General features: G+C 60.7%; 26 protein-coding genes. 17 read left to right on the top strand and 9 right to left on the bottom strand.

The features are described from left to right. The first annotated feature begins 127 nt into the window (after nucleotides 1-127). From AC1D2Q_RS23700 to madM, 11 genes are all read left to right on the top strand, one after another. Entirely contained in the window at nucleotides 128-757 is a 630-nt protein-coding gene (locus AC1D2Q_RS23700; protein WP_026331824.1) for a nucleotidyltransferase domain-containing protein, read from the top strand. Then, the gene (locus AC1D2Q_RS23695) at nucleotides 720-1,139 is read left to right on the top strand and encodes a hypothetical protein (protein WP_019580629.1); all 420 of its coding nucleotides are present in this window, start codon (nucleotides 720-722) and stop codon (nucleotides 1,137-1,139) included. Before AC1D2Q_RS23700 ends, AC1D2Q_RS23695 begins: the two co-directional genes overlap by 38 nt. 258 nt (nucleotides 1,140-1,397) lie before the next feature. After that, nucleotides 1,398-3,068 carry a malonate decarboxylase subunit alpha gene (gene mdcA, locus AC1D2Q_RS23690; RefSeq protein ID WP_019580630.1) on the top strand — a complete coding sequence of 557 codons (1,671 nt, stop codon included), beginning with the start codon at nucleotides 1,398-1,400 and terminating at the stop codon, nucleotides 3,066-3,068. Then, nucleotides 3,068-3,943, top strand: a complete 876-nt coding sequence (locus AC1D2Q_RS23685) for a triphosphoribosyl-dephospho-CoA synthase (RefSeq protein WP_477814736.1) — start codon at nucleotides 3,068-3,070, stop codon at nucleotides 3,941-3,943. The genes mdcA and AC1D2Q_RS23685 overlap by 1 nt, the downstream gene beginning before the upstream one ends. Beyond that, nucleotides 3,943-4,242 carry a malonate decarboxylase subunit delta gene (locus tag AC1D2Q_RS23680; protein ID WP_477814735.1) on the top strand — a complete coding sequence of 100 codons (300 nt, stop codon included), beginning with the start codon at nucleotides 3,943-3,945 and terminating at the stop codon, nucleotides 4,240-4,242. The genes AC1D2Q_RS23685 and AC1D2Q_RS23680 overlap by 1 nt, the downstream gene beginning before the upstream one ends. Further along, nucleotides 4,235-5,086, top strand: coding sequence for a biotin-independent malonate decarboxylase subunit beta (locus tag AC1D2Q_RS23675; RefSeq protein WP_477814734.1), 852 nt, complete (start codon nucleotides 4,235-4,237; stop codon nucleotides 5,084-5,086). Before AC1D2Q_RS23680 ends, AC1D2Q_RS23675 begins: the two co-directional genes overlap by 8 nt. After that, nucleotides 5,083-5,886, top strand: a complete 804-nt coding sequence (gene mdcE / locus AC1D2Q_RS23670; RefSeq protein WP_477814733.1) for a biotin-independent malonate decarboxylase subunit gamma — start codon at nucleotides 5,083-5,085, stop codon at nucleotides 5,884-5,886. Before AC1D2Q_RS23675 ends, mdcE begins: the two co-directional genes overlap by 4 nt. Then, nucleotides 5,880-6,500, top strand: coding sequence for a malonate decarboxylase holo-ACP synthase (locus AC1D2Q_RS23665; RefSeq protein WP_477814732.1), 621 nt, complete (start codon nucleotides 5,880-5,882; stop codon nucleotides 6,498-6,500). Before mdcE ends, AC1D2Q_RS23665 begins: the two co-directional genes overlap by 7 nt. Beyond that, entirely contained in the window at nucleotides 6,497-7,408 is a 912-nt protein-coding gene (gene mdcH / locus AC1D2Q_RS23660) for a malonate decarboxylase subunit epsilon (RefSeq protein WP_477814731.1), read from the top strand. Before AC1D2Q_RS23665 ends, mdcH begins: the two co-directional genes overlap by 4 nt. Nucleotides 7,409-7,474: 66 nt before the next feature. Continuing rightward, a complete protein-coding gene (gene madL / locus AC1D2Q_RS23655) occupies nucleotides 7,475-7,891 on the top strand; it encodes a malonate transporter subunit MadL (RefSeq protein WP_477814730.1) in 417 nt (138 codons plus the stop codon). Between the two features lies 1 nt (nucleotide 7,892). Further along, complete coding sequence (madM, locus tag AC1D2Q_RS23650; protein WP_477814729.1) at nucleotides 7,893-8,657, top strand: malonate transporter subunit MadM; 765 nt, start codon at nucleotides 7,893-7,895, stop codon at nucleotides 8,655-8,657. A 106-nt stretch (nucleotides 8,658-8,763) separates the two neighbouring features. Here madM and AC1D2Q_RS23645 read toward each other — a convergent pair whose 3' ends face one another. Continuing rightward, nucleotides 8,764-9,684 carry a LysR family transcriptional regulator gene (locus AC1D2Q_RS23645; RefSeq protein WP_477814728.1) on the bottom strand — a complete coding sequence of 307 codons (921 nt, stop codon included), beginning with the start codon at nucleotides 9,682-9,684 and terminating at the stop codon, nucleotides 8,764-8,766. A 156-nt stretch (nucleotides 9,685-9,840) separates the two neighbouring features. Between AC1D2Q_RS23645 and trhA the strand changes: the two genes are divergently transcribed. Then, complete coding sequence (gene trhA / locus AC1D2Q_RS23640) at nucleotides 9,841-10,458, top strand: PAQR family membrane homeostasis protein TrhA (RefSeq protein WP_477814727.1); 618 nt, start codon at nucleotides 9,841-9,843, stop codon at nucleotides 10,456-10,458. A gap of 5 nt (nucleotides 10,459-10,463) precedes the next feature. Here the strand turns inward: trhA and AC1D2Q_RS23635 are convergent, their stop codons facing one another. Then, on the bottom strand, nucleotides 10,464-11,372 hold the full coding sequence (locus AC1D2Q_RS23635; protein WP_477814726.1) for a LysR family transcriptional regulator: 909 nt from the start codon (nucleotides 11,370-11,372) through the stop codon (nucleotides 10,464-10,466). Nucleotides 11,373-11,479: 107 nt separating this feature from the next. Here AC1D2Q_RS23635 and AC1D2Q_RS23630 point away from each other — a divergent pair, with 107 nt between their 5' ends. Both AC1D2Q_RS23630 and AC1D2Q_RS23625 read left to right on the top strand, forming a co-directional pair. After that, complete coding sequence (locus AC1D2Q_RS23630; protein WP_477814725.1) at nucleotides 11,480-12,724, top strand: D-amino acid dehydrogenase; 1,245 nt, start codon at nucleotides 11,480-11,482, stop codon at nucleotides 12,722-12,724. A gap of 27 nt (nucleotides 12,725-12,751) precedes the next feature. Then, nucleotides 12,752-13,654, top strand: a complete 903-nt coding sequence (locus AC1D2Q_RS23625) for a transporter substrate-binding domain-containing protein (protein ID WP_477814724.1) — start codon at nucleotides 12,752-12,754, stop codon at nucleotides 13,652-13,654. Nucleotides 13,655-13,702: 48 nt separating this feature from the next. On the opposite strand, the gene AC1D2Q_RS23620 is transcribed toward AC1D2Q_RS23625, so the two are convergent. Next, a complete protein-coding gene (locus tag AC1D2Q_RS23620) occupies nucleotides 13,703-14,422 on the bottom strand; it encodes a 16S rRNA (uracil(1498)-N(3))-methyltransferase (RefSeq protein WP_064620925.1) in 720 nt (239 codons plus the stop codon). 161 nt (nucleotides 14,423-14,583) lie between these two features. Next, entirely contained in the window at nucleotides 14,584-15,990 is a 1,407-nt protein-coding gene (locus tag AC1D2Q_RS23615) for an adenosylmethionine--8-amino-7-oxononanoate transaminase (protein WP_477814723.1), read from the bottom strand. A 222-nt stretch (nucleotides 15,991-16,212) separates the two neighbouring features. Here AC1D2Q_RS23615 and AC1D2Q_RS23610 point away from each other — a divergent pair, with 222 nt between their 5' ends. Continuing rightward, complete coding sequence (locus AC1D2Q_RS23610) at nucleotides 16,213-18,081, top strand: flavin monoamine oxidase family protein (RefSeq protein ID WP_477814722.1); 1,869 nt, start codon at nucleotides 16,213-16,215, stop codon at nucleotides 18,079-18,081. Nucleotides 18,082-18,168: 87 nt separating this feature from the next. Here the strand turns inward: AC1D2Q_RS23610 and AC1D2Q_RS23605 are convergent, their stop codons facing one another. After that, a complete protein-coding gene (locus tag AC1D2Q_RS23605; protein WP_477814721.1) occupies nucleotides 18,169-19,017 on the bottom strand; it encodes a YncE family protein in 849 nt (282 codons plus the stop codon). Between the two features lie 363 nt (nucleotides 19,018-19,380). Here AC1D2Q_RS23605 and AC1D2Q_RS23600 point away from each other — a divergent pair, with 363 nt between their 5' ends. Together AC1D2Q_RS23600 and AC1D2Q_RS23595 are read left to right on the top strand one after the other, a co-directional pair. Then, entirely contained in the window at nucleotides 19,381-19,932 is a 552-nt protein-coding gene (locus AC1D2Q_RS23600) for a cytochrome b (protein WP_305410376.1), read from the top strand. A gap of 32 nt (nucleotides 19,933-19,964) precedes the next feature. After that, a complete protein-coding gene (locus tag AC1D2Q_RS23595) occupies nucleotides 19,965-20,558 on the top strand; it encodes a YceI family protein (RefSeq protein ID WP_018928736.1) in 594 nt (197 codons plus the stop codon). A gap of 161 nt (nucleotides 20,559-20,719) precedes the next feature. On the opposite strand, the gene AC1D2Q_RS23590 is transcribed toward AC1D2Q_RS23595, so the two are convergent. The 4 genes from AC1D2Q_RS23590 to ahcY all read right to left on the bottom strand — a co-directional run bounded on the left by AC1D2Q_RS23590 (nucleotide 20,720) and on the right by ahcY (nucleotide 26,168). Continuing rightward, nucleotides 20,720-22,576 carry a DEAD/DEAH box helicase gene (locus AC1D2Q_RS23590; RefSeq protein WP_477814720.1) on the bottom strand — a complete coding sequence of 619 codons (1,857 nt, stop codon included), beginning with the start codon at nucleotides 22,574-22,576 and terminating at the stop codon, nucleotides 20,720-20,722. Nucleotides 22,577-22,798: 222 nt separating this feature from the next. After that, nucleotides 22,799-23,614, bottom strand: coding sequence for a substrate-binding periplasmic protein (locus tag AC1D2Q_RS23585; RefSeq protein WP_477814719.1), 816 nt, complete (start codon nucleotides 23,612-23,614; stop codon nucleotides 22,799-22,801). Nucleotides 23,615-23,785: 171 nt separating this feature from the next. Further along, nucleotides 23,786-24,631: a methylenetetrahydrofolate reductase [NAD(P)H] gene (gene metF, locus AC1D2Q_RS23580; RefSeq protein ID WP_007937898.1), complete on the bottom strand. Its 846-nt coding sequence runs from the start codon at nucleotides 24,629-24,631 to the stop codon at nucleotides 23,786-23,788. A 127-nt stretch (nucleotides 24,632-24,758) separates the two neighbouring features. Next, the gene (ahcY, locus tag AC1D2Q_RS23575; protein ID WP_018928740.1) at nucleotides 24,759-26,168 is read right to left on the bottom strand and encodes an adenosylhomocysteinase; all 1,410 of its coding nucleotides are present in this window, start codon (nucleotides 26,166-26,168) and stop codon (nucleotides 24,759-24,761) included. Nucleotides 26,169-26,190: the final 22 nt, after the last annotated feature.

Raw genomic sequence — 26,190 nt, 5'->3', positions numbered from 1 at the left:
AATGGTTTTACGACTGCTGCGCAGCCGAACGGGGGCAAGCCCCCTTGCCACAAAGGTTTCTGCATTAGGTTGAAGATTCCCAAAAAGGGACCTATCGTTCCTTTTTTGGGACTTATCGGTCGTTGCCGTGAAAAACCTGTCATTGAGCGAAGCCTTGTTCACCACCACCCAGCAAAAAGTGCTCGGCCTGCTGTTTGGTAAACCCGACCGAAGTTTTTACGCCAACGAGATCGCCCGCTGGGCTCAAGTGGGTAAAGGCAGCCTCATGCGCGAGCTGGATCGGTTGCAGCGGGCAGGCGTGCTGACCATGACCCGTCAGGGCAACCAGACCCACTATCAAGCCAATCCCGACTGCCCGATCTATGCCGAACTGCTGGGCATTGCCCGCAAAACCTTTGGTATTACAGAGCCTCTGCGTCAGGCGCTTCAACCCTTTGCCGAACAGATCACCTGGGCATTTGTGTACGGCTCTATCGCCAAGGATCAGGCAAACGCATCCAGTGACATTGATCTCATGCTGATCGGCGAGGGCCTGCACTACAGTGAAGTGATGGAGCGGCTTATACCAATGGAGGAGCAGTTGGGCCGCGTCCTCAACCCGACGCTCTACACCCCCGACGACTGGGCCGCAAAACTGGCGGCTGAAAATAGTTTTGTCGTGCGGGTAGCGCAGCAGGACAAGATCAATCTGATGGGGGCAAACCCTTTGGAGTCCAAGGATGGGCAGCAACGAGAACCTGGAAAACCTGTTACGTAGTGGTGGACTGAAAGCTGAGCCGCCGGATCGCAAGGAATGCGAAGGGCTGATGCGTTCGGCTGTGGATCGATTGAAGGACGCCCAAACGTCTTCACTTTCCTTCGCGAGTCGTTTCGACCTGGCGTACAACGCTGCCCATGCCCTTGCACTGACGGCTCTTCGCTTGTGCGGCTACCGTTCAGACAAACGCTATCTGGTGTTTCAGTGCCTGGTTCATACCGCTGATATTGGCAAAGTACAGGTTCGGCTATTCGCCCTGTGTCATGAGCGACGAAACCTGGCGGAATACGAAGGCTATATGGATGAAGATCCGGCGTTGTTGGCGCAGCTATTGGAAAGCACCGAGCAACTATTGATTCGCGTACAGCAGCAGATGATCTGACTGTAGTGCTCCGTCATTAAAAACTGCGGGAATTGTTCGGGCCCCTTCGCGAGCAAGCCCGCTCCCACAGTTTGACCGAGTTCTTAGCAACTACTCGATCAAACTGTGGGAGCGGGCTTGCTCGCGAAGGCGTCGGCACGGGCAACGAATCCCGACAACCATTACCCTGACCGTAACGATCCAACACTCTGCTTGATTGATGCCCTACACCCAACACTCCTAAGGTGACTCCCACGACAGCGAACCCGTGGAGTGGTCATGACAACAACAATATCCCCCGACTCGCGCTGGACGCGGCGGCGCAGCGAAAAGCAGCGGCGTCTCGAATTGGTGAAGGGGCTTGCCGACGGTGTGGTGTTGCCCACCGATAAAATCGTGGCGGCGTTGGAGGCGTTGATCCTGCCTGGCGACCGTGTGGTGCTGGAGGGCAATAACCAGAAGCAGGCGGATTTCCTGTCCCGCTCCCTGGCCAAGGCCGATCCGGGCAAGCTGCATGATTTGCACATGATCATGCCCAGCGTCGGGCGCTCCGAGCACCTGGACCTGTTCGAACGCGGCATCGCACGCAAGCTCGACTTCTCGTTCGCCGGTACCCAGAGCCTGCGCATCAGCCAGTTGCTGGAAGATGGCCTGTTGGAAATCGGTGCGATCCACACCTACATCGAGCTCTATGCGCGGCTGGTGGTGGACCTGATTCCCAACGTCGTGCTCTCGGCCGGTTTCATGGCCGACCGCGCCGGTAACATCTACACCGGCCCGAGCACCGAAGACACGCCCGCATTGATCGAACCGGCGGCCTTCAGCGACGGCATCGTCATCGTCCAGGTCAATCAACTGGTGGACGATGTCAGCGACTTGCCTCGCGTGGATATCCCCGCGTCCTGGGTCGACTTCGTGGTGGTGGCGGACAAGCCGTTCTACATCGAGCCGCTGTTCACACGAGACCCACGGCACATCAAGCCTGTGCACGTGTTGATGGCGATGATGGCGATCCGCGGGATCTACGAAAAACACAACGTTCAGTCGCTCAACCACGGCATCGGCTTCAACACCGCCGCCATCGAATTGATCCTGCCGACCTACGGCGAATCCCTAGGTTTGAAGGGCAAGATCTGCCGCAACTGGACGCTCAATCCGCACCCAACCCTGATCCCGGCCATCGAAAGTGGCTGGGTCGAAAGCGTGCATTGCTTCGGCACCGAACTGGGCATGGAAAACTACATCGCCGCCCGGCCTGACGTGTTCTTCACCGGCCGCGATGGCTCCCTGCGCTCCAACCGGATGTTCAGTCAGCTCGCCGGGCAATACGCGGTGGACCTGTTCATCGGCGCGACCCTGCAAGTCGACGGCGACGGCCATTCCTCCACCGTGACTCGCGGCCGCCTGGCCGGTTTCGGTGGTGCGCCGAACATGGGCCACGACCCGCGTGGTCGCCGTCACGGCACGCCAGCCTGGCTCGACATGCGCCACACCGACGTGGCGGAGCCGATGCTCGAACGCGGTAAGAAACTCGTGGTGCAGATGGTCGAGACCTTCCAGGAGGGCGGTAAACCGACCTTCGTCGAAACCCTCGACGCGGTGGAGGTGGCGAAGAAAAGCGGCATGCCGCTGGCGCCGATCATGATTTACGGCGACGACGTCACCCACCTGCTGACCGAAGAAGGCATCGCCTATCTGTACAAGGCCCGTTCCCTCGAGGAACGCCAGGCGATGATCGCTGCAGTCGCCGGGGTGACCGCCATCGGCTTGCGCCACAACCCCAAAGACACCGCGCGCATGCGCCGCGAAGGCCTGATCGCCTTGCCCGAAGACCTCGGCATCCGCCGTACCGACGCCACTCGCGAACTGCTCGCAGCGAAAAGTGTGGCCGATCTGGTGGAGTGGTCCGGTGGCCTCTACAACCCGCCCGCCAAGTTCAGGAGCTGGTAATGCACGCATTCAACCTGCAACCGAAAACGTTAACCCTGGCCGAACGGCTGGCGGACCTGGCGGTGGACGCGCTGATCGACGAAGCGGACCTGTCGCCGAAACCGGCGCTGGTGGACCGTCGCGGCAATGGTGCGCACACCGATTTGCACCTCGGGCTGATGCACGCTTCGGCGTTGTCCCTGTGGCCGGCGTTCAAGGCAATGGCGGACGCGGCCATCGAGTTCGGTGAAGTCGGCCTGCCCCTGCGTGAAGCAGTCGGGGGCATTGGTCGTGAAGGGGAGCAAGCGATGCTCGCAACTACGGGCGGCGTGAACACCCATCGTGGGGCGATCTGGGCCTTGGGGCTTTTGGTCACGGCCGTCGCGCTGGAACCTGAGTCCAGTGCCGCAAGCGCCATCACCTTGCGCGCTGCGCGCCTGGCCCTTCTCGACGACCGTTACGCCCCGCGTCCGCTCAGCCACGGTGCGCAAGTCGCACAGCGTTATGGCGCACGGGGTGCCCGTGAAGAGGCACAGCTCGGTTTCCCGGCGGTGATTCAACGCGCACTGCCGCAACTCAAACGCAGCCGCGCCGCCGGCCATGCTGAACAGAACGCCCGGCTCGATGCCTTGCTGGCGATCATGACGACACTGGCCGATACCTGCGTCCTCTACCGCGCCGGCGAAACCGGCCTGCACGCCATGCAACTCGGCGCTCAAGCCGTACTCGACGCCGGCGGCAGCGCCAGCCTCGCCGGTCGCCGTCGTTTGCATGAGCTGGACCAACAATTAATCGCGTTGAATGCCTCGCCCGGCGGCGCTGCGGACTTGCTCGCAGCCTGTCTGTTCATCGACCGTATCGAGTCGCACGATGGCATCTTCCAGGGAGCGTTTTGATGGAAACCTTATCCTTTGAATTCCCCGCCGGGCAGCCTCCTCGGGGCAGGGCGCTGGTGGGCTGTGTGGGCTCGGGCGATCTGGAAGTGCTGATCGAGCCGGGGCTGGCGGGCAAGTTGACGATCCAGGTGCAGACCTCGGTCAATGGCAGCGCACAACGCTGGCAGCATCTGTTCGCACGGATGTTCGATGGCCAGACACCGCCGGCGATGGCGATCGATATCCACGATTTCGGCGCCACCCCCGGCGTAGTGCGCTTGCGTCTGGAACAGGGCTTTGAGGAGATCGACCATGACTGATAGCGCAGCGTTGCTCCACAAACACAGCTTCGTCGAACTCGGTGCCCGGCAACGGGCAAAAGCGCTGCTCGACGCCGGCACCTTCCGCGAATTGCTCGACCCGTTTCAGCGCGTCATGTCGCCATGGCTGTCGCGCCAGGGCGTGGTGCCGCAAGCCGATGACGGCGTGGTGATCGCCAAGGGCAGCATCGGCGGTTTGCCGGTGGTGATCGCGGCCATCGAAGGCGCGTTTCAGGGCGGCAGCCTGGGTGAAGTCGGCGGGGCGAAGATTGCCGGTGCGCTGGAGCTGGCCGCCGAGGACAACCGCAAAGGCATTGCCACTCGCGCCGTATTACTGCTGGAAACCGGTGGTGTGCGTTTGCAGGAAGCCAATCTCGGGCTGGCGGCGATTGCGGATATTCATGCGGCAATTGTCGATTTGCGCCAGTACCAGCCGGTAGTCGGCGTGGTCGCCGGCAGCGTCGGCTGTTTTGGTGGGATGTCGATTGCCGCCGGGTTGTGCAGTTATTTGCTGGTGACTCAGGAGGCGCGCCTTGGCCTCAACGGCCCGCAGGTGATCGAGCAGGAAGCCGGGCTTGAGGAATACGACTCCCGTGATCGCCCGTTTATCTGGAGCCTGACCGGCGGCGAGCAACGGTTCGCCAGTGGCTTGGTGGATCGCTATGTCGCCGACGACGTGGCGCAGATTCAGCTGCAGGTCGGCGAATTGCTCAAGCAAGGTTTGCCGGCGCAAACCCGCAGCCGCCAGGCCGAATGGTTCCTGCAACGGCTGGCGTGCCTGGACGCCGAACCGCAAATCGAGCCGACGACGGTTCGCGATCTGTATCAAGGAGAGCGCTCATGAGTTCGTATTCCCTGAGGGGCCTGAACTGGTTCAACGCCTTGAGCGCTGGCGCAAAATCGGTCGAGGGTTTGCCGGCTTCGTTGAAAGTCGCCGACGGTGTACTGGGCGATCAGCCCGTGCGGTTTATTGCGGTGGTGGCTGATCCCGACAACCGTTTCGTCCGTGCTCGCAATGGCGAGGTTGGTCTGCTGGAAGGTTGGGGCCTGGCCAAAGCGGTGGATGAGGTGATCGAAGCCGATCGGGATAAACCGCACAAACGGGCGTTGATCGCCATCGTCGATGTGCCGAGCCAGGCTTACGGTCGGCGCGAAGAAGCCCTCGGCATTCATCAGGCTCTGGCCGGTGCGGCGGACAGTTATGCCCGCGCCCGACTGGCCGGGCATGCGGTGATCGGTTTGCTGGTGGGCAAGGCGATGTCTGGCGCCTTTCTCGCTCATGGCTATCAGGCCAACCGGTTGATCGCATTGCGCGATCCGGGCGTGATGGTGCATGCGATGGGCAAGGCTTCGGCAGCGCGGGTGACGTTGCGCAGCGTCGAAGAGCTGGAGGCATTGGCCGCCAGCGTGCCGCCGATGGCCTATGACATCGACAGCTATGCCAGCCTGGGCTTGCTCTGGGAAACCTTGTCGGTGGAGCAGATCGAGCAGCCGACGACGGCGGATCTGGCTCGCGTGACGGAGTGCCTGAGCCAGGCGATTGGCGATGTCGCTGCCAACGGTCGCGATCTGAGCCGCCGCCTGGGTGCGAGTAACCGCGCCGCGTCGAGCAAGGTTCGCCAGTTGCTGAGAGCGCAGTGGTGAACAGGTTTCTGGCCCACGACCTGCTTTGGGGGATGACCCCGGAGCAGTTGCCGGCGGATGCGCCTGCGTGGGTGGTCGAGTCGATCAGCGCGGGTCAGCCGGTGGTGGTTCGGCGTGCGATAACCATGCCGGGTCAAATCGCGGTCGGGGTGCGCGGACGCTTGCGCGAGCAGCGTTATGCAACGTCGATGGCCGTTGCTGCGATTTCTCATCGGGTACGGCCGGAAGAGCTCTGCCATGTCGAGTCGACCCGCGACCTGCCGAGTCTGCGAGCGCTGGCGCACCTGCGACCGATGCTCGACGCCTGCGGTTGGGTGTGGGGGGTCAGCGGCAGTGCCGGGTTCGAACTGGGCAGCGGTTTTGCGGCGCTCCATGAGCGCAGCGATCTCGACTTGATCCTGCGTACTGCGCAGCCGCTGAGCCGATCTCAAGCGCAGGTGTTGATGATGCTGATCGGCACCGCCGAGTGCCTGGTGGACATGCAATTGCAGACGCCGAATGGCGCTGTCGCCCTGCGCGAATGGGCTGGCCCTTCTCAACGGGTTCTGCTCAAAAACGCCCGTGAAGCGTGTCTGGTTATCGATCCGTGGAACCCGCAGGAGCAAGCAGCGTGAGCAGCTTGCTGGTGTTCCCCGGCCAGGGCGCGCAGCAACCAGGCATGCTCCATCGCTTGCCTCGGGAAACGCTGATCGAGGCGAGCGAGGTGCTTGGCGAAGACGTCTTGCTGCTCGATTCTGCCGAGGCGTTGCAGTCGACGAGGGCGGTTCAGCTGTGCCTGCTGATTGCCGGTGTTGCCGCTTCGCGTCAGTTATCAATGGCGCCGGATTATGTGGCCGGATTGTCCATCGGTGCCTACCCGGCGGCGGTGGTGGCCGGCGCCTTGAGCTTCAGCGATGCGCTGCATCTGGTCAGCCTGCGTGGTGAGCTGATGCAGCAGGCATATCCTCAGGGCTATGGCATGTCCGCGATCATCGGTCTGGAGTTAGCGACGGTGGAAGGGTTGCTGGCGCAGGTTCACAGTGTTGATACGCCGGTTTACCTGGCCAATATCAACGCCGATAACCAGGTGGTCATCGCCGGCAGCGATGGCGCGATGCAAGCGGTCGCCGAATTGGCCAAAGGTCGTGGTGCCGGTCTGGCCAAGCGTCTGGCGGTCAGCGTGCCGTCCCATTGCCCGCTGCTGGAAACACCGGCGAAAACCCTGGCCGAAGCCTTCGCCAAGGTGCAATTGAAAACGCCGGCCCTGGGTTACCTGAGCGGCAGTCGAGCCCGGCCCGTCATCAACACGGATGCCTTGCGCGACGACCTGGCGTTCAATATGTGCCGCGTCGTCGATTGGCGCGGTACGGTGCAAAGCGCTTACGAGCGCGGCGTGCGTTTACAGATCGAACTGCCGCCCGGTGCGGTGTTGACCGGGCTGGCGCGCCGGGTGTTCGAGCAGGGCACCGTCATTGCCTTCGACGGTGCACGGCTCGATACCTTGCAGGCGCTGTTGCGTGAGGAGGGAAGCCGCCAACCCTAGACCACCGACTCAGGTTGCGAACTACAAAAACAACAATTCCGACGATGCACTTTGAGGACTACAACAATGATTATTTACGGTGTGGCGCTGTTGGCGATCTGTACGCTGGCAGGGGTGATCATGGGTGACATGCTCGGCGTGTTGCTGGGTGTGAAATCCAACGTCGGCGGGGTCGGGATCGCGATGATCCTGCTGATTTGCGCGCGGTTGTGGATGCAAAAACGCGGCGGCATGACCAAGGATTGCGAGATGGGCGTCGGCTTCTGGGGCGCCATGTACATTCCGGTGGTGGTTGCCATGGCCGCGCAACAGAACGTTGTGACGGCGCTGCACGGCGGCCCGGTGGCGGTGCTGGCGGCGATCGGTTCGGTGGTGATCTGCGGTTGCACCATTGCCCTGATCAGCCGGAGCCACAAAGGCGAACCCTTGCCCGATGAGCCGGTGGAAGTCACCCCGGTCGGCACGCCAGTAGGAGGTCGCTGATATGTGGGAACTCATCGAGAAAGGCCTGGTAAATAACAGTCTGGTCACGGCGTTCGCCTTCGTTGGCGTGATCATGTGGGTGTCGGTGGTGTTGTCCAAACGCCTGACCTTCGGCCGAATTCATGGCTCGGCGATTGCCATCGTCATCGGCCTGGTGCTGGCCTGGGTCGGCGGCACCCTGACCGGCGGGCAAAAAGGCCTGGCGGATTTGTCACTGTTTTCCGGCATCGGTTTGATGGGCGGCGCCATGCTGCGTGACTTCGCCATCGTCGCCACGGCGTTCGAGGTACAGGCCACCGAAGCGAAAAAGGCCGGGATGATTGGCGCTATCGCGCTACTGCTGGGCACGATTCTGCCGTTCATTGTCGGGGCGAGCATTGCCTGGGTGTTCGGTTATCGCGATGCGATCAGCATGACCACCATTGGCGCAGGCGCGGTGACGTACATCGTCGGGCCAGTGACCGGGGCGGCGATTGGTGCCACGTCTGATGTGATGGCGTTGTCGATTGCCACCGGGTTGATCAAGGCGATTCTGGTGATGGTCGGCACGCCGATGGCGGCGCGCTGGATGGGCCTGGATAACCCGCGCTCGGCGATGGTGTTTGGCGGCTTGGCCGGGACTGTCAGCGGTGTGACCGCCGGGTTGGCCGCGACGGATCGGCGGCTGGTGCCCTATGGCGCGCTGACGGCGACGTTCCATACCGGGCTTGGATGCTTGCTTGGGCCTTCGTTGCTGTACTTCATTGTTCGCGGGATTGTTGGCTGACTGATCGTTCCCACGCGCAGCAAAGGAATGCCTCAATGGACGCTCTGCGTCCGCTTTGGGACGCGGAGCGTCCCGGGCTGCATTCCTTTGCTGCGCGTGGGAACGATCATTGGATGGCTTGGCGATTGGCATACATCCGGCACTCCGCCAACAGCGCCAGCAAATTCGGATCACGCTCCTTGGCCTTGAGAAACACCACGCCAATGTGCTGCTGCAACCGGTACTTTTCCTGCAATGGGATCAGTTTCACCCGGTTCTCATACACCGCGGCAATCCGCCCCGGCAGCAACGCATATCCCACCCCTGAGCTGACCATGCTCAGCAGGGTGAAGATGTCGTTGACCTGCATCGCCACCTTCGGCTCGAACCCCGCCTGCTTGAACACCCGAATACCGTCCTGGTGCGTGGCGAAACCTTGGGTCAGGGTGATGAACGTTTCGTCGCGCACCTCGGCCAAGTCGACTTCGCTCCGCTGGGCAAAGGGCGAATCAGCCGGGGTGGCGAGGAAGATGTCATCGGAAAACAGCGGGATTTGCTCGCAGTCCGGGTCGTTGACGCTGTCGTCCAGCGACACCAGGATCGCGTCGACTTCCATGTTCTTGAGCTTGTACAACAGGTCGATGTTCGAGCCCAGGATCAGGTCGATATTGAGTTCGCTGCGGCGGATTTTCAGGCCCATGATCAGCTGCGGCACGGTTTTCACCGTCAGCGAATACAGCGAGCCGAGTTTGAACCGTTCGGCGGAGAACCCGGCGGCTTCGCGGGTCAGACGCACGGTTTCGAGTACGTCCTGAATCAGCTTCTGCGCCCGCTCTTCCAGCACATAAGCGCTTTCCAACGGGGTCAGGTTGCGGCCTTCGTGCTTGAATAGAGGGCAACGCAAGGCGCTTTCCAGGGAGTGGATGGCGCGATGCACGCTGACGTTGCTGGTCTGCAACTCGACGGCGGCGCGGGCCAGGTTGCCGGTGCGCATGAAGGCCAGGAACACCTCGAGTTTTTTCAGGGTCAACTCTTCATCGATCAACATGGGCCAGACTCTTATTCGAATGTCTCGATTGTGCCCAATTGGCTGACGTTTGGCTTGATGGCTTTCGTAGGGGCATTGTGTTCTGAAACATTGCGCTTTTAACCTTGAGGCCTGAGCCTTGCGCGCGGCGGTAATGAACGTAGAGGTGAGCAACACATGTATCACGGGGAAAGATTGAACGCCTGGACGCATTTGGTTGGGGCGGTGGCGGCATTGGTCGGGGGCGTGTGGCTGCTGGTGATCGCCAGTATGGACGGCAGTCCGTGGAAGATCGTCAGTGTGGCGATTTACGTGTTTACCTTGTTGGTGCTCTACAGCGCCTCGACCGTGTATCACAGCGTGCGCGGGCGCAAGAAAGCGATCATGCAGAAGGTCGATCATTTTTCGATCTACTTGCTGATCGCCGGCAGTTACACGCCGTTCTGCCTGGTGACCCTGCGTGGGCCGTGGGGCTGGACGCTGTTCGGGATTGTCTGGGGGCTGGCGCTGATCGGCATCCTGCAAGAGATCAAACCGCGCTCGGAAGCACGGATTCTGTCGGTCGTGATTTACGCGGTGATGGGCTGGATCGTGCTGGTGGCGGTCAAGCCGTTACTGGCGGCACTGGGCCCTGTCGGCTTTACCTTGCTGGCGTCGGGCGGGGTGTTGTACACCGTGGGGATTATCTTTTTTGCCCTCGACCATCGTCTGCGCCACGCCCATGGGATCTGGCATCTGTTCGTGATCGCCGGGAGTTTGCTGCACTTTGTGGCGATTTGGTTTTATGTGCTTTGAGGCCTTTACGGGATCAAACGATCCAGTTGCGCCTGCGCCCGTCGGCTGAATACCTGCAATAAATCGTTCAAGGTATGCGGCGGCGGTTCGTCGGCGCGAGTCACCGCGTACAGGGTAATCGGTAGCGCTGGTGCCAGGGGGCGAATCGCCGTGGCCGTGGGGGACGCGCCGAGGGCGGTGAACGGATCGATCACCGCCAATCCAGCCCCGGATTCAACCATCGCCCGCGCCAGTGAATAGGTTTGCACCGCGATGCGTACCTTTGGCGGCGGATCGACTGCCTCAAGGTAGCTGTCGAGCCTGGCGGCCAGCGGGTCGGCGCTGGACAGGCCGATCAGCGGCGCACCGGCCAGTTCGATCAACGGCAGCGGTTTACCGAGGGTGTCGTCGGCCCAATAGCCCTTTGGCGCCAGCGCCACCAGCATTCCACAGGCCAGGGCCTGCGCCTTCAGGCCCGGATGATCCGGTGGTTGCAGCGTCAGGGCGACATCCACTTCGCGCATCAACAGATTCTGCATCAGCTCACGGCTGTGGGCGCTGGACAGTTCGCAGGCGATTTCCGGGTAGCGTTGCGTCCATTCGTTGATCGCCGGCGGCAGCAGCGACAAGGCCAGCGCCGGGATCGCGCCGATCCGCACACTGTGGCCCGGCTCGCGGCGCAGGCTCTGGGCCAGGCGTCGCACGCCTTGCAGGCTTTCAGTGACCTTGTCGACCTCGCGTTCAAGCTCCAGGGCTTCGGGCGTCGGCTGCAATTTGCCGCGCACCCGCAGGAACAGCGGAAAACCCAGTTGCTGTTCGGCGTGTTGCAGCACTTTGCTCACCGCCGGCTGCGACACGTGCAGCAACTGGGCGGCGCCACTGACCGAACCGGTCTGGCGAATGGCCTGGAAAATCTCGATGTGTCGCAGTCGCATGGCAAGTCCATAACCTTTGTTTATGGGTCAGGCATCTTTATGCATTGTTCAACGCCTGTCACCTGGTCCTAACCTGAGGCATGTTCCCACAACGCTTAAGGACAGACATGGCTCAGCGGGTTTGCATCATCGGTGGCGGCGTCATCGGGCTGACGACGGCTTACGCACTGGTTCGCGACGGCATCGACGTGACGCTGATCGAGGCCCGGGAATCGTTTGCCAGCGAAACCAGCTTCGCCAATGGCGGCCAGTTGTCCTACCGCTATGTCGCGCCACTGGCCGATGCCGGCGTACCGTTGCAGGCGCTGGGCTGGATGTTGCGCGGTGATTCGCCCTTGAAGCTGCGCCCGCGCCTGGACCCGGCGCAATGGCGCTGGATGGCGTCCTTTGTGGCGGCCTGCCGTCGTTCAGTGAATCAGCGCAATGGCGCGCATCTGCTGCGTCTGGCGTTGCTGAGCCAGGCCACGCTGCAAGGCTGGCGCGACGAAGATCGCCTCGACGGTTTCGACTGGCGGCGCAACGGCAAACTGGTGACGTTTCGGGAAGCCGCGAGTTTCGAGCATGCGCGCCAATGTCTGGCGGACCCGCAACAGCAACAGGTGTTGTCCCGCGTCGAGTGCGCGCAGCTGGAGCCGGCGCTCGCCGAGGCGCCATTCGTTGGCGCGATMTACACGCCCGATGAAGAAGTCGCCGATTGCCATGCTTTCTGCCAGCAACTGGTGGCTCGGCTCAAGGCGTCGGGGCGTTGCGAATTCTTGCTGGGCCGTACGGTCACCGGCATTCGCCACGTGGACGGCACGGTGCAGGCTGTCGAAATGGGCGCGCAGGTGCTGCCGGTCGAGCAACTGGTGATCGCTGCCGGTCATCGCAGCCCGGCACTGGCGTTGCCGGGCATGAACCTGCCGCTGTACCCGCTCAAGGGCTACAGCCTGACCGTGCCGATCCGCGCCGAACACCGTGCGCCGCAGCTGAGCATCACCGATTACAACCGCAAGATCGTTTACGCCCGCATCGGTGCACAACTGCGCGTGGCGGCGATGGTCGACATTGTCGGCTTCGACCCGGCGCTCGATCCCAAGCGCCTGGCGCTGATCAAACGCCAGGCCCGGGAGACCTTGCCCAATGCCGGCGATTACGACGCCGCCATCGAATGGGCCGGCATGCGTCCGGCCACCCCCAGCGGCGTGCCGTTGATTGGCGCCACGGCGTACCGCAACCTCTGGCTCAATCTCGGCCATGGCGCCCTCGGCTTCACCCTGGCCTGCGGCAGCGCTCGGCTGCTGGGTGATTTAATTGCCCGGCGCGCACCCTCGATCGAAATGCAGGGCCTGGCACCCCCGCGTCACCGCTAATCGCCTTACCCACAACGGAGAATAACAATGCAAAAAATCACGTTGATCGGCTGCACCCTCGGCCTGCTGCTCGGCAGTCAGGTCCAGGCCAATGAAGCGCCACTGACCGGCACGCTGAGCAAGGTCGCCAATGCCAACAGCATCACGCTGGGCTATCGCGATGCCTCGGTGCCGTTTTCTTACGTGGGTGATCAAAGCGGGCAGCCGATGGGCTATTCGGTGGATCTGGCGAGCAAGATTGTCGAGCGCATCAAGCAAAGACTTGCGCGGCCGGATCTGCAGGTGAAGTACAACCTGGTGACCTCGCAAACGCGCATTCCACTGGTGCAGAACGGCACGGTCGACCTTGAATGCGGCTCCACCGGCGTGACCGCCGAGCGCATGCAGCAAGTGGCGTTTTCCTATGGGTTCATCTACGTGAAGGGGCAGTTGCTCACGGCGAAGGACAGCGGGATAAAGAGTTTCGCCGACCTGCGCGGCAAGAACGTCGTGACCACCGCTGGTACTACCAACGAGCGGTTTCTGAAGAGCTACAACGTCGATCACAAGATCGACATGTTCGTGATCAGCGCCAAGGACCACGGCGAGGCGTTCCAGATGCTGCAGTCCGGAAGGGCGGCGGCGTTCTACATGGACGATGCGCTGCTCTACGGCGAACGGGCCAAGGCTCGCGATCCGCACAAGTGGGTGGTGGTGGGGGAGGAGCAATCGCGGGAAATCTACAGCTGCATGGTGCGCAAGGACGATCCGCAATTTCTTGAGTTGGTGAACTCGACGCTTGCCGATTTGTATCGCTCAGGGGAAATCAATGGCATCTACAACCGCTGGTTCCAGCAGCCGATTCCGCCCAAGGGGTTGAACCTGGAGTTTCCGATGACCAGCGAGTTGAAGGCAATTATCGCCAAGCCGGTGAGTGATCCGGTGCAGTAGTGCCTGAAAGATCGTTCCCACGCACGTGGGAACGATCAAGCGATCAACCTAAAAGTCGCCCCACAACTGCTGGGCCACCGCCAACGCCACCACCGGCGCGGTTTCGGTGCGCAGCACGCGCGGGCCGAGGCGGGCGGCGTGGAAACCGCCAGCCTTGGCCTGTTCGACTTCGACGTCGGACAAGCCGCCCTCCGGGCCGATCAGGAACGCCAGGCTTGCAGGTTTGGCGTGGCTCACCAACGGTTCGGCCACTGGGTGCAGCACCAGTTTCAATTCGGCCGCCGTCTGCTTCAACCAGTCGGCCAACAGCAAAGGCGGATGAATCACTGGCACCCGTGAACGCCCACACTGCTCGCAAGCGCTGATCGCCACCTGACGCCAATGCATCAGGCGTTTGTCGGCGCGTTCGTCCTTGAGGCGGACTTCGCAGCGGTCGGTGAAAATCGGCGTGATCTCAGTGACGCCCAGTTCGGTGGCTTTTTGAATCGCCCAGTCCATCCGCTCACCACGGGACAAACCCTGGCCGAGATGGACCGCCAGCGACGACTCGACCTGACCGGTAAAGCTTTCATCGATTTGCACCACCACGCGCTTCTTGCCGACTTCCACCAGCGTGCCGCGAAACTCGTGGCCCGAGCCGTCGAACAATTGCACCGCATCACCCTCGGCCATGCGCAGCACACGGCCGATGTAATGCGCCTGGGCTTCGGGCAGCTCGTGTTCGCCGGTGCTCAAAGGGGCGTCGATAAAGAAGCGGGACAGTCTCATCAATGGTCTCTGTAATTCGTCTGAACTGATCGTTCCCACACTCTGCGTGGGAATGCCTCACCGGACGCTCCGCGTCCGCTTTTGGGACGCTCCGCGTCCGCTTTTGGGACGCAGAGCGTCCCCGGCTGCGTTCCTTTGCTGCGCGTGGGAACGAGAAAAACCTAGCCCGGATCACGATAGCCCGGATGAAAGTCCTTCGGCACCGCCACGCTGATGCTGTCACGGGTGGCGATGTCGATGCCTTCGCTGGCCACTTCGGCCAGAAAATCGATCTGCTCCGGGGTAATCACGTAAGGCGGCAGGAAATACACCACGCTGCCCAACGGCCTCAGTAAAGCACCTCGTTGCAGGGCATGCTGGAACACGGTCAAACCACGACGTTCCTGCCACGGGTAAGCGGTCTTGCTGGCCTTGTCCTTGACCATCTCGATCGCCAGCACCATGCCGGTCTGGCGCACTTCGGAGACGTTCGGGTGATCGGCCAGGTGCGCGGTGGAGGAGGCCATGCGCTGGGCCAGGGCCTTGTTGTTCTCGATGACGTTGTCTTCTTCGAAGATATCCAGCGTCGCCAATGCCGCCGCGCAGGCCAGCGGATTGCCGGTGTAGCTGTGGGAATGCAGGAAGGCGCGCAGGGTCGGGTAGTCGTCGTAGAACGCGCTGTACACCTCATCGGTGGTCAGGCAGGCCGCCAACGGCAGGTAACCACCGGTCAGGGCCTTGGACAGGCAGAGGAAGTCCGGGCGGATGCCGGCCTGTTCGCAGGCGAACATCGTGCCGGTACGACCGAAGCCGACGGCGATTTCATCGTGGATCAGGTGCACGCCATAACGATCACAGGCGTCGCGCAGCAGCTTGAGGTACACCGGGTGATACATGCGCATGCCGCCGGCGCCCTGAATCAGCGGCTCCAGAATCACGGCGGCCACGGTATCGTGGTGGTCGGCCAGCGTCTGCTCCATGGCGGCGAACATGTTGCGCGAGTGTTCTTCCCAGCTCATGCCCTCGGGGCGCAGGTAGCAATCGGGGCTCGGCACCTTGATGGTGTCCATCAGCAGGGCCTTGTAGGTTTCGGTAAACAGCGGCACGTCGCCCACCGCCATCGCCGCCATGGTTTCGCCGTGGTAGCCGTTGGTGAGGGTGACGAAGCGCTTCTTGTTCGGCTGGCCGCGGTTGAGCCAGTAGTGAAAGCTCATTTTCAGCGCGACTTCGATGCACGATGAACCGTTATCGGCGTAGAAACACCGGGTCAGGCCTTCGGGCGTCATCTTCACCAGACGCTCGGACAGCTCGATCACCGGCTGATGGCTGAAACCGGCGAGGATCACATGTTCCAGCTGATCGACCTGGTCCTTGATGCGCTGGTTGATCCGCGGGTTGGCGTGGCCGAACACATTGACCCACCAGGAGCTGACGGCGTCGAGGTAGCGTTTGCCTTCGAAGTCTTCCAGCCATACGCCTTCACCGCGCTTGATCGGGATCAGCGGCAGCTGTTCGTGGTCTTTCATCTGGGTGCAGGGATGCCATAACACGGCGAGATCGCGTTCCATCCACTGTTTATTCAGGCCCATTTTCTGTCTCCTCGAGGCTACCCGTGACGTAGGCGGGTAAACAATCGCGCAAGCCTATGCAATGCGCGTCACCGGGACAACCCATTGTGTCGATTGAGCTACTTTGTATAGGACGATAGACGTCGCTGGCGGCGTTTTGATGGCTGACGTATTCTTCGCGGCTCTTTGAGTCGTCTGACTCGTAAAAGCGCTATTTCCTCGTGTATTTCCGGAGTTCTCTGAATGTCTGCTGGTTGGCTGCGCGCCTGTGCGCTGGTGATGTTAGGGCTGTTCAGCGTTTCGGCGCTGGCCAAGGATAAAACGGCGATCGTGGTCGGCGGCGGGCTTTCGGGCCTCACCGCGGCGTACGAACTGCAGAGCAAAGGCTGGCAGGTGACCCTGCTGGAAGCCAAACCGAGCCTGGGCGGTCGCTCCGGCATGGCCACCAGTGAGTGGATCGGCAACGACAAGACCCAACCGGTTTTGAACAAGTACATCTCGACGTTCAAGCTGAGTACCACGCCAGCCCCCGAGTTCGTGCGGACCCCGGGTTACCTGATCGACGGTGAATACTTCAGCGCCGCCGATCTGGCGACTAAACAGCCGGCCACCAGCGACGCGCTGAAACGCTACGAAAAAACCCTGGATGACCTGGCGCGCTCGATCGAAGACCCGCAAAACCCGGCCGCCAACAGCACGCTGTTCGCCCTGGACCAGATCAACGTGGCCAACTGGCTCGATCGCCTGAACCTGCCAGCCACTGCGCGTCAGTTGGTAAATCAGGAGATTCGTACCCGTTACGACGAACCTTCGCGCCTGTCGCTGCTGTATTTTGCACAACAAAGCCGCGTCTACCGTGGCGTTGCCGACCGTGACCTGCGTGCCTCGCGCCTGCCCGGCGGCAGCCCGGTGCTGGCCCAGGCCTTCGTCAAGCAATTGAAAACCATCAAGACCAGTTCCCCGGTTTCGTCCATTACCCAGGACAAGGACGGCGTGAGCGTCAAGGTCGGCAGTGTTGGCTATCAGGCGGACTACGTCGTGCTGGCCGTGCCGTTGCGCGCACTGAGCAAGATCCAGATGACTCCGGCGCTGGACGCCCAGCACATGGGCGCCATCAAGGGCACCAACTACGGCTGGCGTGACCAGATCATGCTGAAGTTCAAGACACCAGTGTGGGAAAGCAAGGCGCGCATGTCTGGCGAGATCTACAGCAACGCCGGTCTGGGCATGTTGTGGATCGAGCCGGCCTTGAAGGGCGGCGCCAACGTGGTGATCAACATTTCCGGCGATAACGCGCGGGTGATGCAGGCCTTTGGCGACAAGCAAATGGCCGATCAGGTGCTGATTCGTCTGCACACCTTTTATCCACAGGCACGCGGTTCGTTCACCGGTTATGAAATCCGCCGCTACAGCACCGACCCATCGATGGGCGGCGCTTACCTGGCCTTCGGTCCGGGGCAGATCAGCAAATACTGGCGCCTGTGGGAGCGTCCGCTGCAACGGGTAGCCTTTGCCGGCGAACACACTGACACCTTGTACCCAGGCACCCTGGAAGGTGCCTTGCGCACCGGTCAGCGTGCAGCCAGTCAGCTGGAAGACCTGGCAGCGGGCAAATCGTTTGAACCGGCGAAAGTTGTGCCGGCGGCAACCGCTGCGGCAGCAGGCGCGGTCGTGGCGAAGAAAGGCAACTTCTTCAGCAACATGTTCGGTGGTTCGTCCGATAAAGCGGCCGATAAAGCAGAACCGGCCAAGGTTGAAGCGAAAGCTGAAGAGACCAAACCTGGCTTCTTCTCGCGGATGTTCGGTGGCGGTTCCGACAAGGCTCCGGCCAAGGCGCCAGAACCTGCGGCGCCTGTTGCTCCAGCACCCGCTCCAGTCACTGCGCCGGCCCCGGCACCTGCACCGGTTGAGGCACCGAAGCCAGTGGTGCCGGCGCAAGCTGAGCCGGTGAAGAAAGCACCGGCCAAAGCGCCAGTGAAAAAGCCTGCTGCCAAAACCGAGGCCAAAAAGGCTCCGGCCAAGGCAACGGCGAAAAAGGCTGAGCCAGTGAAGAAACCAGTGGTGAGTACCGCTGCGAAGGCCCCGGTGGCGACTGAAACCAAGACACAGTAAGTCTTGGGATCAAAAAAAAGCGCGGCAGGGATGCCGCGCTTTTTTTATGTCTTTGTCCTTCCGTGGAGGCAGCTGGTTTTTTTGGTACTAAGGTAGGTCGACGATATGGACTTCGTCGCCTTGGTAGTCGCTGATATAGGCGCAGTTATGATGATCAAGAACCATATGATGCGGGTCGATAGCGCCAGGGATGGGAAACCTGCGAACAATCTTATGGGTGGAGGTATTCACTTCCACGACCTCTTTTTCGGTTTGATCAACGGCATAAGCGTTCTTTTTGCTAAACACTATTTCCCCTTCGCAAGCCACAAAATCGAAATGCCGGGTGGTCAGTGACCGGGTGTCCAACACGGTCAGTTTTCGAGCGTCCAGACCCACGATATACACTGTTCTACCGTCGGGACTGACAGTAACGGCTGACGGATATTTTTCGGTTTTGATGATGTTGATGACTTCGAACGTCTTGCTGTTGATGACCGTGAGCGCGTCCTCAAAAGGGCGACCAGGGGAATCGGTACTGGAAATATAGAGACGCGAATCGTCCTGGCTGATATCCACACTTATGGACGGTGAAGGTAACCCTCGGACTCTGCTCACCACATAAGTGCGAGCGTCAATCATTGCCAGCCACTCTTTATCCTGCCGTACGGTGACGTAAACATGCCTCCCGTCCCGGCTCACGACGACTCCCCAAGGGTGTCTACCCACCGTGATGTTACCCACCGCGTATGTTTCGGTATCAATAACCGAAACCGAACTTGAACCGTAGTTGGTCACGTAAGCTCTTTTTCCCTCATGGCCAAGGGCAATGCTTCGGGGATACTGCTCTACAGCGATGGTGCGGATTACCTTTTTGTTCCGGGTGTCGATGACGGACACATTGTCCGACATGTAATTGCAAACAAATACACGTGATCCATCGTTGCTGATGGCCATCCCTCGCGGTCCGTCCCCTACGAGTATCGAATTGGATTGATTGCGTGTTATCACGGGGGATGAACTCGAATTGTGACTCATGGTAGAACTCCTGTTCAGACACTTGGACTCACGTCCAAGCTCAAGTTCATCAATGACCTATGAAGAAAGCTACTGTTAAATGTGACAGTTCTGACGAGTGGTATCGGCTCTTAAATGAATATAAGGAGGGTGCGTGAAGGTTTTTTCCTTCGGTTAACACTCTCTTAACCTCTCGGCCCCAAGGTCTTGATCGTATTTCTCGATATTTCAGAGCAAAATTTTCCGCTTTAAATCGATAGATAACTCGATAGTCTTGGGCGCAGTTCTTACAGGATTTGGGCAATGCAGCTACGTAACTCTTCTTCCCGCTATGGTTGGGTCAGCATCTTCATGCACTGGGGTGTGGCGTTGGCCGTCTTCGGCCTGTTTGCGTTGGGATTGTGGATGGTCGGGCTCGATTACTACAGCACCTGGCGTAAAGACGCGCCGGATCTGCACAAGAGCATTGGTCTGTTGTTATTTGCCGTGATGTTGCTGCGGGTAGTGTGGCGCTTCATCAGCCCACCGCCGCCGCTCCTGCCAAGCTATAGCCGCATGACCCGCCTTGGCGCCAAGTTCGGCCATTCCTTCCTTTATCTCAGTCTGTTCGCTGTGATGATTGCCGGTTACCTGATTTCCACCGCAGACGGTGTCGGGATTCCGGTGTTTGGCCTGTTTGAAATTCCTGCACTGGTTTCCGGACTACCGGACCAGGCAGACACCGCGGGTGTGATTCATTTGTACCTGGCCTGGCTGCTGGTAATTTTTTCCGGTTTCCATGCGTTGGCTGCATTGAAGCACCACTTTATCGATCGTGATGCGACCCTGACGCGAATGCTGGGGCGCAAAGCCTGATGTTCTACCTCGACTCCAAAGGAATAGAAAGCATGTTGAAAAAGACGCTCGCCGCTCTGGCAATCGGTTCTGCTCTGCTGTCGGCTAACGTGATGGCGGCCGACTATGTGGTCGACAAAGAAGGCCAGCACGCCTTTGTTGACTTCAAGATCAGCCACTTGGGCTACAGCTACATCATCGGTACCTTCAAGGATATCGACGGCAAGTTCAGCTTCGACGCTGCCAAGCCTGAAGACAGCAAGATCGAGTTCAATGTGCGCACCGCCAGCGTGTTCACCAACCACGCCGAACGCGACAAGCACATCGCCAGCGGTGACTTCCTGAACGTGGGCAAATTCGCCGACGCCAAGTTCGTCTCCACCAGCGTCAAACCTACCGGTAAAAACGCCGCAGGCAAAGACACTGCCGACGTGACCGGCAACCTGACCCTGCTGGGCGTGACCAAGCCAATCGTAGTCAAAGCCACGTTCCTGGGTGAAGGCAAGGATCCATGGGGCGGCTACCGTGCCGGCTTCGAAGGCACCACCAGCATCAAGCGCTCCGATTTCGGCAAGCAGAAAGACCTGGGCCCAGCGTCCGATGCGGTCGATCTGTACGTGACGTTTGAAGGTGTCAAAGCGAAGTAATGCTGAGACGCAGGAGCTGCCGCAGGCTGCGATCTTTTCAGGATCACCGCTGAATATCAAAAGATCGCAGGCTTCGCCAGCTCCTGCAAAAGCGGTTTGCAGTACCCAAAAAAATGCCCCGAATCTCGCGATCCGGGGCATTTTTCATGGCTTTGAAAAACTCAGCGGTTGCGGGTCAGCAACGCTGGTTTTTCGCCGCGTGGACGGCCTGGCAGTTGATCCAGTTGCTCAGGGGTCGGGAAGCGATCGCTTTTCGACTCCTTGTGAATGATCTTCGGTGCCGGGCTCCGCGGGTTCTGCACGGCCGGTTCCGAACGAGACTGGTCGTCACGGGCCGGACGGCGGTTGCGGGACTCTTCGCGACGGGCCTGGCCGTCACGTGGAGCGCCGTTGCGTGGGCCACTGCGCTTGGCCGGTGGGGTGCCGGTGGTTGCGCCGCTGCTGTTGCGCGGACCGTTCTGGCGACCTTGTGGCTGACCGGCGCGCGGAGCGCCAGCGCCCTGTGCGGGTGCGCCCGGACGGCGGCCACGGCCTTGAGCCGGTTTGGCTTGAGGCACGTAGTCGACGCGGTTACCGAAGTTATCGATATCGTCGTCCAGGAACTCGTCCGGAGCACGGTCGGCGGCGGCGCGAGGAGCCGGGCGCTGTTGCTCGCGGGCCGGGGTGCCTTCGCGTGGCTTGTGTTCACGGGCCGGGCGCTCGCCACGGCCTGCGGCAGGTTTTTCCTTGCCGCCCTTGTCCTTGCCTTTGTCTTTACGACCGCCGCCACCACCGCTGCCGTTCGGGCCGTCGCCGCGCGGGCCACGTGGGGCGCGCGGGTTACGCACATCCGGACGCTCGCGGACTTCCGGTTTCTCGGCTTCCACGGCGCTGGCGTCGAAGCCCATCAGGTCGCCGTCGGCGATTTTCTGCTTGGTCATGCGCTCGATGCTTTTCAGCAGTTTTTCTTCGTCCGGAGCGACCAGCGAGATCGCCTCGCCCGAACGACCGGCACGGCCGGTACGACCGATACGGTGCACGTAATCTTCGTCGACGTTTGGCAGTTCGAAGTTGACCACATGAGGCAACTGGTCGATGTCGAGGCCGCGAGCAGCAATGTCGGTGGCGACCAGGATGCGCACTTCACCGGCCTTGAAGTCGGCCAGGGCTTTGGTGCGGGCGTTCTGGCTCTTGTTGCCGTGGATCGCGACGGCGGTGAGGCCGTGTTTGTCCAGGTACTCGGCCAGGCGGTTGGCGCCGTGCTTGGTGCGGGTGAATACCAGCACCTGTTCCCAGGCGCCGGCAGTAATCAGGTGCGCCAGCAACGAACGCTTGTGGCTGGCGGCCAGGCGGAATACGCGTTGTTCGATCCGCTCGACCGTGGTGTTCGGTGGCGTGACTTCGATGCGTTCCGGGTTGTGCAGCAGCTTGCCGGCGAGGTCGGTGATGTCTTTGGAGAACGTCGCCGAGAACAACAGGTTCTGCCGTTTGGCCGGGAGGCGGGCGAGGACCTTTTTCACGTCATGGACAAAGCCCATGTCGAGCATGCGGTCGGCTTCGTCCAGCACGAGGATTTCCACGTGGGACAAATCGACACTGCCCTGGCCGGCGAGGTCGAGCAGGCGACCGGGGCAGGCCACCAGCACGTCGACACCACGGGACATGGCTTGAACCTGCGGGTTCATGCCGACGCCACCGAAAATGCAGGCGCTGACGAACTTCAGGTCACGGGCATAGACCTTGAAGCTCTCGTGCACCTGAGCCGCGAGTTCGCGGGTGGGGGTCAGGACCAGTACGCGTGGTTGGCGCGGGCCGTGACGCTGGGATTTGTCCGGGTGACCGTTGGGAAACAACCGCTCCAGAATCGGAAGGGCGAAGCCACCGGTTTTACCAGTACCTGTCTGAGCCGCAACCATCAGGTCGCGACCTTGCAACACGGCGGGAATGGCCCGCTGTTGCACCGGAGTAGGCTCGGTATAGCCCGCTGCCTCGATGGCGCGGACTAAAGCCTCGGAGAGACCGAGGGAAGCAAAGGACATGAGTAATCCTGTTTTAGTTAGGGCTTGGCCCAATGGGAGTCTTGCCTGGCGCGAATGGCGTTTAAGAGGACGCAATCCCGTCCGGTCCTGCTGGGCCTCGAAGGCTCGTCTGGAGCGCTCGCGCGGGCTGAAAAGCTGCGCTGTAGCGGGATCGAGATGCCTTGAACAAGTCCGAGCGTCCGGGCGTGAGCCTGGCGGGAAGGCCGGAGTATAACAGAGCAATCACTGTGCGCCGCTTTCCTGCTGCTCAACGGTTTTTCCGCCGGTTGCGGTAGCGCTGGCGGCCCGGGCTTCGGTAGCCGGACCGGCACCATAGCGGGCGCTCAGTTCGGCATAGGCGGGTTCGCGCTTGAAGCGCTTGAGCTCGGCGCCGAACCGCTGCGCCAACAAATCCATCCCGGCATTGCGGCGTACCGCCAGATACTGGCTCTGCTGGCTGATGACGGTCGGGTTCTCGGTGATCTTGTCGCGGATATCCAGTTGATCGAGCAAGTACTGGCCGACCCGGCGATCGGTGATCAGCAGGTCGATCCGCCCGCGCACCAGTTTGCCGAAGTTGGCTTCATGGGTGGGCGCAGGCTCCTGGGTGAACAGCGTCGATTCGCTGAAGTCCTTGCTGTACAGGTAGCCCGGCGAGGTGCCGATGGTCAGGCCTTTCAGGTCGTCCAGGGTGCGAAACGGGAACGGTCGCTCGTTGGCGTAGAACATCACGAACTCCACTTGCGAGAGCGGTTCGCTGGGGTAGAGCAGAGTCGCTTCGCGTTCATCGCTATGGAAAATATCCAGCACACCGTCGGCCTGGCCTTGCTCAAGCATCGACAGGCAGCGCTTCCACGGCAGGAACTGCCATTCCACGTCGATTCCGAGACGTTTGAAGACGATGGCCGTGGTTTCGTAGTCGAGCCCGAGGTTCTTGCCGCCCTCTTCATAGACGTAGGGCGCCCAGGGTTCGGTGACAATACGCAGCTTCTCGCCTCGAGCGGTGAAGCTCAGGCAAGTGAACAGAAGCACGGTCAGTAACTGAGCGATCAGGGGCATGGCTTGAGATTACGACGAGAAATCATAAAGAGCCAGAAACCGGATCCAGAAGCTCTGGATCGGGCATTAAAAGCAAAAGATCGCAGCCTTCGGCAGCGCCCACAGGCGCGTAGGAGCTGCCGAAGGCTGCGATCTTTTGATCTTGCCTTTGCTTTTACTTCTGCTTCTTTCTTAACGGGGCAACTTCAGGTTATTCCACACCGCCAGACTCGGCTCAGCCTGGTTCAGCGTGTAGAAGTGCAGCCCCGGTGCGCCACCTTGCAACAGGCGTTCGCACATCTCGGTGATGACTTGCTCACCAAAGCCTTGAATGCTCTGGGTGTCGTCGCCGTAGGCTTCCAGTTGCTTGCGGATCCAGCGCGGGATTTCCGCACCGCAAGCGTCGGAGAAGCGCGCCAGCTTGCTGTAGTTGGTGATCGGCATGATCCCCGGCACGATCGGGATGTTCACACCCTTGGCCCGTACACGCTCGACGAAGTAGAAATAGCTGTCGGCGTTGAAGAAGTACTGGGTGATCGCACTGTTGGCACCGGCGTTGGCCTTGCGCACGAAGTTGTTGAGATCGTCTTCGAAATTTCGCGCTTGTGGATGCATTTCCGGGTAAGCGGCAACTTCGATGTGAAAATGATCGCCAGTCTCTTCACGAATGAATTCAACCAGGTCATTGGCGTGACGCAACTCGCCGCTGGCCATGCCCATGCCCGAGGGCAGGTCACCGCGAAGTGCAACGATTCGCTGGATGCCAGCTGCCTTGTACTGGCTCAGCAGGCCGCGCAGGTCGTCCTTGCTATCGCCCACGCAAGACAGATGCGGTGCGGCAGGGACTTTGACTTCACTTTCCAGCTGCAACACGGTGTTGAGGGTGCGATCACGGGTCGAACCGCCAGCGCCGTAGGTGCAGGAGAAGAAGTCGGGATTGTAGGTCGCGAGCTGACGGGCAGTGGCGATCAGTTTTTCATGCCCAGCATCGGTCTTCGTCGGGAAGAATTCGAAGCTGTAGCGACGTTCTTGGGACATGGTCATATCCTTGGAAACACGTAAGCCGGACGCTGGCCCCCGTAGGAGCTGGCGAAGCCTGCGATCTTTTGATCTTAAAGATCGCAGCCTGCGGCAGCTCCTACAGGGAGCGGTCAGTCAGCGTCGATCAGTAGCGGTAAGCGTGCGGCTTGAACGGGCCTTCGACGGTGACGCCGATGTAGTCAGCCTGTTGCTTGGTCAGTTGAGTGACCACGCCGCCGAAACCGCGGACCATTTCCAGGGCCACTTCTTCGTCGAGTTTCTTCGGCAGTACTTCAACGGTCAGGCGCTCGGCTTTCTGGGCTGGCGACAGGTCGGCGTACTTCTGGCCGAACAGGAAGATCTGAGCCAGAACCTGGTTGGCGAACGAGCCGTCCATGATGCGGCTTGGGTGACCAGTGGCGTTACCCAGGTTAACCAGACGGCCTTCAGCCAGCAGGATCAGGTAGTCGTCGTTCTGAGCGTCGAAAGCGCCTGGACCGGTACGGTGAACCTTGTGAACCTGTGGCTTCACTTCTTCCCATGCCCAGTTCTTGCGCATGAAAGCGGTGTCGATTTCGTTGTCGAAGTGACCGATGTTGCAGACAACAGCGCGTTTCTTCAGGGCTTTGAGCATGTTCGCGTCGCAAACATTGACGTTGCCGGTGGTGGTCACGATGAGGTCGATCTTGCCCAGCAGCGCTTTGTCGATGCTCGCTTCGGTACCGTTGTTGATACCGTCGATGAACGGCGAAACCAGTTCGAAACCGTCCATGCAGGCTTGCATGGCGCAGATCGGGTCGACTTCGGAGACTTTAACGATCATGCCTTCCTGACGCAGGGACTGGGCCGAGCCCTTGCCCACGTCACCGTAACCGATGACCAGCGCTTGTTTGCCGGACAGCAGGTGGTCGGTGCCGCGCTTGATCGCGTCGTTCAGGCTGTGACGGCAGCCGTACTTGTTGTCGTTCTTGCTCTTGGTCACCGAGTCGTTGACGTTGATGGCCGGGATTTTCAGCTCGCCCTTGGCCAGCATGTCCAGCAGGCGGTGAACGCCGGTGGTGGTTTCTTCGGTGACGCCGTGAACGCGATCCAGCACCTGCGGATACTTCTTGTGCAGCAGCTCGGTCAGGTCGCCGCCGTCGTCGAGGATCATGTTGGCATCCCAAGGCTGGCCATCCTTGAGGATGGTTTGCTCCAGGCACCACTCGTACTCTTCTTCAGTCTCGCCTTTCCAGGCAAACACCGGGATGCCGGCAGCGGCGATGGAAGCGGCGGCCTGATCCTGAGTCGAGAAAATGTTGCAGGACGACCAGCGTACTTCGGCACCCAGGGCAACCAGGGTTTCGATCAGCACGGCAGTCTGAATGGTCATGTGGATGCAGCCGAGAATCTTCGCGCCCTTGAGCGGTTGCTCGACGGAGTACTTGCGACGCAGACCCATCAGGGCTGGCATTTCGGATTCGGCGATGATGGTTTCGCGACGGCCCCAGGCTGCCAGGGACATGTCGGCGACTTTGTAATCGTTAAAATCTGCAGGCGTGATAACAGCGCTCATGAAGAGCCTCCATTCGTAATGT

The organism is Pseudomonas sp. P1_A1, assembly GCF_056406935.1.
The sequence above is the reverse complement of the archived record's forward strand: the minus strand, read 5'-3'. Positions and strand labels throughout refer to the sequence as shown.